The 12,028-nt window shown below is 43.3% G+C and carries 12 protein-coding genes; all 12 read right to left on the minus strand.

All coding sequences use genetic code 11. The features are described 5' to 3' along the window. Positions 1-1,128 carry a sporulation protein YqfD gene (locus NST13_RS04645; RefSeq protein ID WP_342469202.1) on the minus strand — a complete coding sequence of 376 codons (1,128 nt, stop codon included), beginning with the start codon at positions 1,126-1,128 and terminating at the stop codon, positions 1-3. Then, positions 1,125-1,367, minus strand: coding sequence for a hypothetical protein (locus NST13_RS04650; RefSeq protein WP_342469201.1), 243 nt, complete (start codon positions 1,365-1,367; stop codon positions 1,125-1,127). Before NST13_RS04650 ends, NST13_RS04645 begins: the two co-directional genes overlap by 4 nt. Before the next feature lie 58 nt (positions 1,368-1,425). Next, the gene (locus NST13_RS04655) at positions 1,426-1,863 is read right to left on the minus strand and encodes a hypothetical protein (protein ID WP_342469200.1); all 438 of its coding nucleotides are present in this window, start codon (positions 1,861-1,863) and stop codon (positions 1,426-1,428) included. 30 nt (positions 1,864-1,893) lie between these two features. Further along, a complete protein-coding gene (floA, locus tag NST13_RS04660) occupies positions 1,894-2,883 on the minus strand; it encodes a flotillin-like protein FloA (RefSeq protein WP_342471285.1) in 990 nt (329 codons plus the stop codon). Continuing rightward, a complete protein-coding gene (locus tag NST13_RS04665; protein ID WP_342469199.1) occupies positions 2,883-4,214 on the minus strand; it encodes a nodulation protein NfeD in 1,332 nt (443 codons plus the stop codon). The genes floA and NST13_RS04665 overlap by 1 nt, the downstream gene beginning before the upstream one ends. Positions 4,215-4,509: 295 nt before the next feature. Further along, positions 4,510-4,686, minus strand: a complete 177-nt coding sequence (gene rpsU, locus NST13_RS04670; protein WP_342469198.1) for a 30S ribosomal protein S21 — start codon at positions 4,684-4,686, stop codon at positions 4,510-4,512. A gap of 104 nt (positions 4,687-4,790) precedes the next feature. Beyond that, positions 4,791-5,444: a deoxyribose-phosphate aldolase gene (gene deoC / locus NST13_RS04675; protein ID WP_342469197.1), complete on the minus strand. Its 654-nt coding sequence runs from the start codon at positions 5,442-5,444 to the stop codon at positions 4,791-4,793. A gap of 147 nt (positions 5,445-5,591) precedes the next feature. Continuing rightward, positions 5,592-6,923 (minus strand): tRNA (N(6)-L-threonylcarbamoyladenosine(37)-C(2))-methylthiotransferase MtaB, encoded by a 1,332-nt coding sequence (gene mtaB, locus NST13_RS04680; RefSeq protein WP_342581537.1) that lies wholly within the window; start codon positions 6,921-6,923, stop codon positions 5,592-5,594. 15 nt (positions 6,924-6,938) lie between these two features. Continuing rightward, positions 6,939-7,679 carry a 16S rRNA (uracil(1498)-N(3))-methyltransferase gene (locus NST13_RS04685; protein ID WP_342469195.1) on the minus strand — a complete coding sequence of 247 codons (741 nt, stop codon included), beginning with the start codon at positions 7,677-7,679 and terminating at the stop codon, positions 6,939-6,941. Between the two features lie 46 nt (positions 7,680-7,725). Next, positions 7,726-8,661 carry a 50S ribosomal protein L11 methyltransferase gene (prmA, locus tag NST13_RS04690; protein ID WP_342581538.1) on the minus strand — a complete coding sequence of 312 codons (936 nt, stop codon included), beginning with the start codon at positions 8,659-8,661 and terminating at the stop codon, positions 7,726-7,728. A gap of 34 nt (positions 8,662-8,695) precedes the next feature. Then, entirely contained in the window at positions 8,696-9,835 is a 1,140-nt protein-coding gene (gene dnaJ, locus NST13_RS04695; RefSeq protein WP_342469193.1) for a molecular chaperone DnaJ, read from the minus strand. A gap of 336 nt (positions 9,836-10,171) precedes the next feature. Beyond that, positions 10,172-11,998 carry a molecular chaperone DnaK gene (dnaK, locus tag NST13_RS04700; protein WP_342581539.1) on the minus strand — a complete coding sequence of 609 codons (1,827 nt, stop codon included), beginning with the start codon at positions 11,996-11,998 and terminating at the stop codon, positions 10,172-10,174. Positions 11,999-12,028: the final 30 nt, after the last annotated feature.

The raw sequence follows: 12,028 nt of genomic DNA on the forward strand, positions 1-12,028 counted from the left end.
CTAATCTCCTTGGTCAATAGGATATTCTTTCGCAATATTTTCGTTTACCAAAAATAGGACTTTCCCTTTTACTTTATCATCATCGAAGGTAACGTGCAAAATATTTTCTTTCTTGATGATCGTTTTTGGAGGAAGCGAGCGTAAAATTTTTTCGTGCAATAGAGGCAAGATAAATGAGTCGATTTGTTCCTCGGAAAGTTCTCGAACAGTTGTGGTATAACTTTGTGTTTTTTTGACTTCGATATAATTTGAAATCCACCTTGGCAAATTGACTTTTTGTAACGATTGTTCCTTCTCCTTTTCTTCTTTATTCTTCCATTCAATCGTCCACTTTCTTTCCGTGGCGGAAATATATTGCACTTTGCGTGGAATTTCAAAATTCGTTTCAAGCCAATAATCGGCGTATACTTCTCCCTTTGCGCCTACGGCAAGGTATTCGTCTTCCCCTACCTGAATAACCCCGGAGACAAGAACATCTCCTTTATATACCGTCGTATTCGGCATGACACGGCGTTCGCCGCTTGTAATATCAAAGTGGGTGATGACGCCGCTTTTTGCAGCGACCAAATGGTAAAGCCGGTCCGGTTTATTTTCTTTCACTTCCGTAATTGGGGCAAGTTGCGGAACAATCGTGATGCTGCTGCCTTTTTTGATGATATGGACCCATGAAAGATCCCGGATTTGTTCCATGATGATTTGTCTGATTTCAAAATCTGAAACAAGATTCCGTTTCAATAACGGGCGATTCAATTTTATTTTTTCATCCAGGACTTTTTCGACTTTTACAGCGAGTTCAGGCGTTTCCGCTTCCACTTCCACTTTCCAGATGAATTGTGAACAGAGGATTGGGATGATTACTAAGAGCGCAAGCCCGAACATTGTCCAACCGGTATTCTGGAAGATCCTGGACTCTTGCAAATAACGGATTGACACTTTCAAACGATATTTTTTCCGCAACTTTCGGACAGTAGACACATCTTTTTTGGAAATTTCAAATTTGACCTCATCTTCCAAATACTCCAGTTCCCGAATTTTTACCCGGTTTTGCTGCAGACGGCGAATAAATTCATGCACTTTTTCATTGCGTGACATACGGATTTCTACAGGGCGACGATCGTATAATTTCATCTTTCCTTCACCTGTCGTTTCATTTCAAAATATTTCAACTCATCAACATGCACCAAAATTTCCTCTTCCCGTAGCACATTGATATGTACTGAGGCAGCCTCAATCGTTACAAGGAAGCCTTCATAATAAAATCTGCAATGCTCCGGTGATGCTTCGATAAATTTGTAGCTTCCAATCATCCGAATTTGGCTGCAATTCATCATTTCAATAATGGGCTCGGTCTGGAATAATTTTTTCAAAAAAAACTGCCCTCCCTTTCCGCAAGTATATGCGGAGAAAAGGGAGGACATGATTTTTTTAACGTTTTTTCGCTTTTGGCGGCCCCAGGATTTCCTGTGCGATGATGGCGTTTACGATTCCCTCTTTGGAAGTTAAGAATGATGGGACAGTGCCTTTTTGACGGGAAGGAATATTTTGTTTGGCCACGACAGGTTTTTTGGCCGGTTGTTCTTTTTTGAATGTTCGCTGGTTTGTTTGGACTGGCTCAACTTTCGGTTGCTCCGTCTTGATTTCCACTTTCGGCAACGTTTCTTTTTGGTATTCCGTTTTCTTTTCTTCCGTTAATTGTTGATAAATTTCCTTTGCAAATTCATCCAAAGTTTTTATTTCAACTTTTGGCCGTTTTTCCGGCTGCTTTAACACTGGCGGCGTCGATTGATCTTGCCGCCCCTTTGACTTGCTGCTCAAATACGAACCGATCAGCCCCAGTATAATGAAGAATAATAAACTCTCCAATGAAAACACTCCTTTCCGAAGGAGTTTATGCTATTCTTCCTGCTGCGTTTTCGTCGCGTTCGCAATGGAGTCTCTCATGGCTGTATCCGCTTGAATATTTTTGTAATTCATATAATCCATAATGCCTAAATTTCCGGAACGCAATGCTTCTGCCATCGCAAGCGGAATTTGCGCTTCGGCTTCCACCACTTTCGCTTTCATTTCCTGTGTTCTCGCAACCATTTCCTGTTCTTTCGCAACGGCCATCGCACGGCGTTCTTCCGCTTTCGCCTGGGCGATGTTTTTGTCCGCTTGCGCCTGCTCGATTTGAAGTTCGGCACCGATGTTTTTGCCGATATCCACATCGGCGATATCGATGGATAAAATTTCAAAGGCTGTACCCGCGTCCAATCCTTTTTTCAACACTGTTTGCGAAATCATGTCAGGATTTTCCAAAACTTTCGAATGGGATTCACTTGAACCGATAGTAGAAACGATACCTTCACCTACACGCGCAATTACAGTGTCCTCACCGGCACCACCGACTAAACGGTCCAAATTGGCACGTACCGTAATTCTTGCCTTCGCCTTCACTTCAATCCCGTTGAGGGCGACACCGGCAATAAACGGCGTTTCAATGACTTTCGGATTAACGGACATTTGAACCGCTTCCAATACGTCCCGTCCAGCAAGGTCAATGGCGGCAGCCCGCTCAAACGACAATTCAATATTCGCCCGATGCGCCGCAATTAAAGCGTTAACAACCCGGTCCACATTCCCTCCGGCCAAGTAATGGGATTCCAACTGATTGATCGTCACATCCAAACCCGCTTTGTGCGCTTTAATCAACGGATTCACGATTCTTCCAGGAATTACACGGCGTAAGCGCATTCCGATCAGCGTTAAAATGCTGACTCTCACACCGGCAGCCAATGCGCTGATCCACAATCCCACCGGAACAAACGTAAAGAAAACCGCTAAAACAATGATGGCCAATACGATAGCAATAACGGATGTCACAAATAATCCATCTACAAACATCATACTTTTTCCCCTTCTTTCTCTTTTACTTCTCTTACAACGATACGCGATCCTTCCACTTCAACCACTTTCACTTTTGTATGGACATCGATGTAACTGCCTTCGGAAACGACATCGATTCTTTCTTCATCAATCAAAACCGTTCCCGCAGGACGCAATGGAGTGACAGTGATCCCTTCTTTTCCAATTAAATCGATGCGGTTGACGTTGGATACATATCCTTCCTCTGTTGTGGTAGCATCTTTCAGCACCAGTTTGCTGAACAGATGTAAATTCTTTCCGAAAAATTTCACTAAAACCACCATTCCTATTATGGCAATTGCCAATGCGATAATAATTGAATAAGCCATGTAAACGACGCTTTTGCCGGCAAATAACAAGCTGATAATCATGACAGCACCACCCAAGAGGCCCAAAATTCCTCCAGGAACAAACAGTTCAGCGATCAAAAGGGCAAAACCAATAATAAATAAGACAATCGTTTCAATCCCTGCAAAACCGGCCACCAAGTGACCGAAGAAAAATAGAATCAATGATATGATACCGATCACGCCCGGTGCTCCAAATCCGGGTGAAAACAGTTCAATGACTAAGCCCAAAGAAGCGGCTGTCAACAACAATGTAACGACGATTGGATTGGTCAAAAATCTGGCGAGTTTCTCCGCAAAGGATTCATGAATTGTAATCAATTCACGATCATCTAGGCCCGTTTTCGACATCAACTCTTCCAAATTGTCCACTGTGCCATTGGAATAGCCCACTTTATATGCCTCTTCTGCTGTTAATGTTAACAATTTCCCTTTCGGACTATTCATTTCAGGCAAATCAACACTTGCATCCGCCATCGCCCGGGCATATTTGGGATCCCGATTGGTCGATTCCGCTGCAGCTTGCATATTTTTAATCCAGGCGCTATTCGCTTTTTCACTTGCCGCATTCCCGTTCATATCGATGATTTGCGCAGCACCCATCGTTGCACCGGGCGTCATGTAAATTTCATCCGAATGAAGGGCGATATAGGCGCCTGCCGAATGGGCTTTGGAATTGATAAATGCTATGAACTTCGCGGGTGTTTCATCCATCAATTTTCCGATATCATAGGCAACGTCGACATAACCCCCAGGGGTATGTATTTCCAATATGATTGCACTCGCTTTATTTTCCACCGCTTCATTGAAAGATCGTTTTAAAAATTGGTATAACCCTTTTTCCACCTCATTATCGATTGGAATGTGGTAAACTTTTTCTTTGGCAAAAGCAGTATTCGGCAATATGAAAAACAACAATGCCGCCAAAACGACGATCCATCGGAAATTTCCTGGCTTATTCATTTTTTCCCTCCTTCCGTAATAAAATTGCTTGTTAGTTCATATACGTACCAATCGGGGCAGAAGTTTCAAAATTTTCAATTTCAATCTTACTTATATTGTACATGAAAAATATACGGGTTTCCTCTTTCAAATCGAATTTCCCATGTCTTTTTATAAAACTCCTTCAATTAGGCTTTACTGGCAAAATATTTTAAAAAAATAAAACCCTAGTATTCGTCTAAGCAAATACTAGGGTTTTAATTTAATATGAAGTGTATCTTACGCGTGTTACGAACGAAGGGCATATGAAATTAAATTATGACCACTTACGTTTACGAGCAGCTTCAGATTTTTTCTTACGTCTTACACTTGGTTTTTCATAAAATTCGCGTTTTCTGATTTCTTGAATTGTACCGCTTTTTGATACATTTCGTTTGAAGCGACGAAGAGCATCTTCAAGTGTTTCGTTTTTTCTTACGACAGTTTTTGTCATCTCTTATCCCTCCCTCCGAACACACGTCAATACACGTAAAACATGCGTTTTAATGTGTACTTGAAAAGTATATCGTAATGTATAATTGAAGTCAATAGTAAACACTACAATGTTTCTTCGATAATTTTTACTCCGCTGCTCGTTCCGATCCGATTCGCACCGGCTTCCATCATTTTGATCATATCCGATAAATTTCTGATGCCCCCGGAAGCTTTCACGCCCATTTGCTCTCCAACGGTTTTGCGCATGAGTGCGACATCTTCCACAGTCGCTCCCCCCGACGAAAAACCGGTGGACGTTTTTACAAATGCGGCACCTGCTTCCACTGCCAATTGGCATGCTTTTACTTTTTCTTCATCGGTTAATAAGCAGGTTTCAATAATGACTTTTACGATCCGGTTACTTGCCGCATCAACGACTTGTTTCATTTCATCTTTTACCCGTTCATAATCACGCGCTTTCAAAAAACCGATATTTATGACCATATCGATTTCATCTGCACCTTGTTCAATGGCTTCCGCCGTCTCAAAAACTTTCGTCGCCGTCGTTGTGGCGCCCAAAGGAAAGCCGATGACCGTGCAGACTTTGACGCTTGTGTCTTGCAATAAACTTTTGCAATACTTTACCCAGCAAGGATTGACACAAACCGAAGCAAACCGGTATTTTTTTGCTTCTTCGCACAATTGTTTTATTTGATCTTCCGTTGCATCGGGTTTCAGCAACGTATGATCAATCAATGAAGCAAAGTTTGTTGTCATAGGAAGTGCTCCTTTTTGTATTATTTATTCTTGTCCAATTGTCCTTATGATAACATACGAAAATCATTCTTATTAAGGTGAAAATTGCCCAAAATAAAACATCGCGCATTCATGCATCAATTGATGAATGCGCGATACAACTTATTATTATTGGTATTGTTCTTCAAGGACGCGGACAAATTGCCCTTCATTATGCGGATAACCGGATTTTGTGATTTTCACTTTCACCAATTTTCCAATCAAATCCGATGATCCTTCAAAAACGACGCGTAAATAATTATCCGTGTACCCCGCCAACATGTTTGGGCCAAATTCTTTCACATGTTCTTCCGGAATGACTTCCAACACTTCCCCTTCAAATCGGGAAGCGTACTCTTTCGCCAATTGATCATTTAATGTGATTAACCGGTGTACCCGCTCATTTTTCACTTCCTCATCGATCTGGTTTTCCATCCGGGCCGCCGGAGTTCCTGTCCGTTTGGAATATGGGAACACGTGAAGTTCCGCAAATTTATGTTCTTTTACAAAGTTGTACGTTTCCATAAATTCCTCTTCCGTTTCACCCGGGAAACCGACGATGATGTCGGAAGTGATCGCCAAATCCGGCAATGCTTCTTTCAATTTATTCAACCGTTCCGCAAAGAACGCCATCGTATATTTGCGGCGCATGCGTTTTAATACCGTATCCGAACCGGATTGAAGAGGAATGTGCAAATGGTTGACCACAATTTTCGATTCGCGGAGTACGTCAATGACTTCATCCGTCAATTGGGAAGCTTCAATGGATGAAATTCTCAAACGCTTGATACCTTTCACATTCGCTTCGATGTCACGAAGAAGCTGCGCCAAATTATAATCTTTGAAGTCTTGTCCGTAACCGCCTGTGTGGATGCCGGTCAAGACGATTTCCAAATAGCCTGCATCGACAAGGGCTTGAGCTTGTTTGATGACCGCCTGAGGGTCGCGGGAACGCATAAGTCCACGTGCCCATGGAATAATGCAGAAGGTGCAGAAGTTGTTGCAGCCTTCCTGGATTTTCAATGAAGCGCGGGTGCGGTCCGTAAAATATGGAACGTCCATTTCTTCAAACACACGGTTTTTCATGATATTGCGGACTGCGTTGATCGGCTGTCTTTCTTTGCGGTACTGCTCGATATAATCAAGCATTTTCGCGCGATCTTGCGTACCGACTACAATATCTACGCCGGGGATATCCATAATTTCCGCCGGGGATGTTTGGGCATAGCAGCCTGTCACGCAAATCACCGCGTCCGGATTTTTACGGATCGCCCTGCGGATGACTTGGCGGGATTTTTTGTCCCCTGTATTTGTCACCGTACACGTATTTATCACATAAACGTCTGCCTGTTCTTCAAAATCAACTCGTTCGTAGCCATGTTCTTTAAATAATTGCCAAATGGCCTCGGTCTCGTAGTGATTCACTTTACAGCCTAATGTGTGAAAGGCCACAGTTTGCAAGGCAACACACCTCTTTCATTCAAATTCATATGATATGGCAGAAAGCACATATAAAGGTGCCGTTTCCGCTCGTAATATTCTGGGACCCAAAGCAACAGTGACTGCGCCTTGTTCTTTAAAGGCTTCCACTTCTTTCCTTGAAAGTCCACCTTCCGGCCCAAAAATAAATAAAATGGACTTCGATTCTTTATCATACACTTTTTTTAGCTTGTCCGCAAATCTTGTGTGCCCGCCCTTCGCCTCTTCTTCATCGGCAACAAATACGGCATCATAAAACGGAATTCTTTCCAGGAGCTGTTGGAATGAAAGAGGTGGAAAAATCTTCGGCACTAACGTTCGGTGGGACTGTTCCGCCGCTTCCTGGGCAATTTTCGATAAACGTTCGATTTTCCGGTCGCTCTTTTTTTCATCCCATTTCACGATGGAACGCTCCGCTGCAAAAGGGAGCAATGCATGCATGCCGAGTTCGGTTCCTTTTTGCGCAATGAACTCGAGTTTATCCCCTTTCGGCAAACCGCAAGCGATATCCACCTGAACGGGCATTTCCGGTGATGGCACCGTTTCCCCCGTCTGCTCCACTTTCACGTCCTGACCTATTGAAAGAATGGTGCAAACATAAGCAATACCGTTTTGAACAACAATTATTTTTTCGCCTTTCCGCATGCGCATGACTTTTGAAATATGCCGGGCAGCTTCGCCGGTGATCGTCATTTGCTTTTGGTCATTGAATGATTCCTCAACAAAATACCGCTGCATTCTGTCCTCCTAAAATAAGGAGTTGTCTTATCGACAACTCCATAAATTATTTTTTCGCGATGATGGATACCCAATCTTCCAGCATTAATACTTCTTCTATGGAAAAACCTGATTTTTCGAGGGCGCTTTTCACATCTTCTTTCTTCGCACCGATGATGCCGGATGTAATAAACGTGCCGCCCGGTTTCAGAATCCCATACGCATCATCGGTAAAGGTCATGATTACTTCCGCCAAAATATTGGCCACCACGACATCCGCTTCCGTTTGAACCGTCTCCAAAAGATTTCCTTGATGCACTTCAACGATTGAATCGACATGATTTAGCTCTACATTCTCTTTTGCTGATTTTACAGCAACGGGATCCAAATCCAAAGCAATCACCTTGCCTGCCTTTAAAAGGGCTGAAGCAATCGAAAGAACCCCGGAGCCGGTGCCGACATCGATGACCACATCTCCCGGTTTCACGACTTTCTCCAACGCTTGCAGACACATCACCGTCGTCGGATGGGTACCCGTACCGAAGGCCATCCCGGGATCGAGCTCAATGATCAGTTCATCGGAATTTTTCCGTTCATATTCTTCCCAAGTTGGAACAATCGTGAAATGTTCGGATACTTTGATCGGATGGTAATATTGCTTCCAGGAAGTCGCCCAATCATCTTCGTTCACTTCGCAAGTTGTCAGGATGTTTTGTCCCACGTTGATATTGAAATTTTTCAAGTTTGCGATTGCAAGTTTTATCTCTTCGATGGTTTCAGCCAAGAAGCTGGAAGCGGGAAGGTATGCTTTGACAATCACCCCTTCTTCAGGATAATCGTCCGGATTCAGGGCGTAAATTTCACCGAATTTATTTTCACGCTCTTTTAGATATTCTGATGAATCTTCAATCACCACTCCGCTGGCTCCAGCTTCATGAAAAATATTTGAAACGGCTTCAACCGCTTCATCAGTTGTCAGCACAGATAATTCAGTCCATTTCACTTGCAATCACACTCCAATTTTTACTTATGATTCCTTATTTTGACTCACCTTTGAACGTTTTTTTGATTTTATCAAATAATGAACTGCTTTGTTCTTCCGGAATATCGCCGCTGATTTCCGCAAATTCACGAAGCAATTGTTTTTGCCGTTCTGTCAATTTCGTTGGCGTGATGACTTTCACGTTTACGTATTGGTGTCCTCTGCCGTAACCATGGACATTTTTGACACCTTTGTCTTTGATACGGAATTGGGCGCCGGATTGAGTGCCAGGCGGAATTCTGAATTTCACTTTGCCATGAATGGTCGGAACTTCAATCTCATCCCCCAAAGCCGCTTGCGGGAACGTGATTTTCAAATCGTAGTATATATCGTCTCCTTCCCGTACAAAGTAAGGATGTTTTCCAACTTTGAAGACGATGTATAAATCACCAGGAGGTCCTCCATTGATGCCAGGTTCCCCTTGGCCAGCCACGCGCAATTGTTGTCCGTCATCGATCCCTTCAGGAATGGTGATTTTGATTTTTTTCCGTTTTTGGACTCTGCCTTTTCCAGCACAAGTCGGACATTTTTCAACGATTATTTTACCAGTTCCATGACAGGAACCACAAGTGCGTCGATTGACAATTCGGCCCAAAGGCGTTTCAATCGCTTGGCTGATTTGCCCTGTTCCGTTACATTTATCGCACGTTTTTGGACTTGTGCCAGGTTTTGCGCCGGAACCGTGGCAAGTATCGCACTCTTCTTCCCTTGGAATTTCGATTTCTGTTTGTTTCCCAAACACCGCATCTTCAAAAGAAATGTTCATGCGATATTGCAAATCGTCCCCTTTTCTTGGAGCATTCGGATCTCTTCTTCGTCTTGAACCGCCGCCAAAAAACGTATCAAATATATCTTCAAAGCCGCCAAAGCCGCCGAAATCGCCGAATCCGCCGCCGCTGAAGCCGCCGCCTTGGCCATTGACTCCGGCGTGACCGAATTGATCGTATTGTGCCCTTTTTTGATCATCGCTCAACACTTCATAGGCTTCATTGATTTCTTTGAATTTTTCCGCTGCATCCGGTTCTTTGTTCAAGTCCGGGTGATATTTTTTCGATAATTTCCGGTAAGCTTTTTTGATTTCATCCTTTGTCGCGTTTTTGCTGACGCCAAGGACTTCGTAATAGTCGCGTTTCATTACCTCACACTCGCTCTCTTTAACATAACGTCTATTTTATCATATATGCTAAAGTTTTGTTTACGTTATAACCGCCAAATGTTGTACCTGCCGCAAACGCTTCATCAAATTATCGGATTTTTAATGCAAGCGTGTGCGATAGTTACGTTTTAATTCGTCTATATTCATGGAAAAAGTCAAAGACCAGAAACGGCTTTGACTTCATCCAACCCATGTATTCAACAACCAATCGCTGATGAATAGTACAGCCATGTTGATAAAAGAGGCGAAAAGGCGGCGCGAAGGAGGGTGATTCAAATCAAGCCGCCTTTCGCTTTCACCAACATGGCAGTTTTATTATTTATCGTCGTCTTTCACTTCTTCAAAATCCGCATCCACTACACCGTCATCTTTTTTGCCTTCTCCATCAGGCTGGTTTGCTTGTGCCTGTTGTGCAGCTTCTTGATATACTTTCATGATCAAAGGTTGAAGCACACCTTCAAGTTTTTCTTTCGCAGATTTGATTTCGTCAATTTTACCATCTTTTAACGCTTTTGATAAAGCTTCTTTCGCTTCCGTCACGGATTTCTTTTCATCTTCCGTGATTTTGTCGCCCAATTCGTTGATTGTTTTATCCACTTGGAATACCAATTGGTCCGCTTCGTTGCGGAGATCGGCTTCTTCTTTGCGTTTTTTGTCCGCTTCAGCGTTTTCTTCCGCTTCTTTAATCATGCGTTGAATTTCTTCATCAGATAAACCTGAGTTCGATTGAATCACGATTTTTTGCTCTTTTCCAGTGCCAAGGTCTTTCGCTTTAACAGACACGATACCGTTTTTGTCGATATCGAAAGTCACTTCGATTTGCGGTACACCGCGAGGAGCCGGTGGAATATCCGTCAATTGGAATCGGCCCAACGTTTTGTTGTCCGCTGCCATTGGACGTTCACCTTGCAATACGTGAATATCCACTGCAGGTTGGTTATCTGCCGCTGTTGTGAAAATTTGAGATTTAGATGTTGGGATTGTTGTGTTGCGTTCAATCAATTTTGTGAACACGCCGCCCATTGTTTCGATACCCAATGAAAGCGGAGTTACGTCCAATAGAACGATATCTTTCACGTCTCCGGAGATAACCCCTGCTTGAATGGCTGCACCCATGGCCACCACTTCATCCGGGTTTACCCCTTTATGCGGCTCATGGCCAGTTTCGCGTTTCACCGCTTCTTGAACAGCAGGAATGCGTGTAGAACCGCCCACAAGGATCACTTTATCGATTTCGGAAGCGGATAGACCAGCATCGGAAAGCGCTTGGCGTACAGGTCCCATCGTACGTTCAATTAGGTCTTTTGTTAATTCTTCAAATTTTGCGCGAGTTAAAGATGTTTCCAAGTGTAATGGACCCTCTGGACCCGCAGTGATGAATGGCAATGAAATTTGTGTTGTAGTGGCGCTGGATAAATCTTTTTTCGCTTTTTCCGCTGCATCTTTCAAGCGCTGCATGGCCATTTTATCTTTCGATAGATCAATGCCATGTTCTTTTTTGAATTCTTCCACCAAGTAGTCAATGATTTTTTTGTCGAAATCGTCACCGCCAAGTTTGTTGTCACCGGCAGTCGCAAGCACCTCAAATACGCCGTCGCCGAGTTCAAGGATGGAAACGTCGAATGTTCCGCCGCCAAGGTCGAAAACCAGGATTTTTTGGTCTTCTTCCAATTTATCCAAACCGTAGGCAAGCGCTGCGGCAGTAGGCTCGTTGATGATACGTTCCACTTCCAAGCCCGCAATGCGGCCTGCATCTTTTGTCGCTTGGCGTTGGGCGTCATTGAAATATGCAGGAACTGTGATGACCGCTTTTGTCACTTTTTCGCCCAAGTAGTCTTCGGCATAGCTTTTCAAATATTGTAAAATCATTGCTGAAATTTCTTGAGGAGTATATTCTTTATCTTCCACCTTCACTTTATAGTCAGTTCCCATGTGGGATTTGATGGAAAGAATTGTGTTCGGATTTGTGATTGCTTGGCGTTTTGCCACTTCCCCCACAAGACGTTCGCCATTTTTGAACGCTACCGCAGAAGGAGTTGTACGGTTGCCTTCCGGGTTTGGAATGATTTTTGGCTCCCCGCCTTCTAATACAGCTACAACAGAGTTTGTTGTTCCTAAGTCAATACCAATAATTTTACTCATATTCAATTTTGCCTCCTATTTCACACACAA

This window comes from Ureibacillus sp. FSL W7-1570, assembly GCF_038593265.1.
GTDB lineage: Bacteria > Bacillota > Bacilli > Bacillales_A > Planococcaceae > Ureibacillus > Ureibacillus suwonensis.

What these genes read in the sequence shown, in the direction of transcription:
- dnaK (WP_342581539.1), bottom strand. Translation starts at nt 11,998, where the DNA reads ATGAGTAAAATTATTGGTATTGACTTAGGAACAACAAACTCTGTTGTA.
- NST13_RS04685 (WP_342469195.1), bottom strand. Translation starts at nt 7,679, where the DNA reads ATGCAGCGGTATTTTGTTGAGGAATCATTCAATGACCAAAAGCAAATG.
- NST13_RS04645 (WP_342469202.1), bottom strand. Translation starts at nt 1,128, where the DNA reads ATGAAATTATACGATCGTCGCCCTGTAGAAATCCGTATGTCACGCAAT.
- rpsU (WP_342469198.1), bottom strand. Translation starts at nt 4,686, where the DNA reads ATGACAAAAACTGTCGTAAGAAAAAACGAAACACTTGAAGATGCTCTT.
- floA (WP_342471285.1), bottom strand. Translation starts at nt 2,883, where the DNA reads ATGTTTGTAGATGGATTATTTGTGACATCCGTTATTGCTATCGTATTG.
- deoC (WP_342469197.1), bottom strand. Translation starts at nt 5,444, where the DNA reads ATGACAACAAACTTTGCTTCATTGATTGATCATACGTTGCTGAAACCC.
- NST13_RS04665 (WP_342469199.1), bottom strand. Translation starts at nt 4,214, where the DNA reads ATGAATAAGCCAGGAAATTTCCGATGGATCGTCGTTTTGGCGGCATTG.
- dnaJ (WP_342469193.1), bottom strand. Translation starts at nt 9,835, where the DNA reads ATGAAACGCGACTATTACGAAGTCCTTGGCGTCAGCAAAAACGCGACA.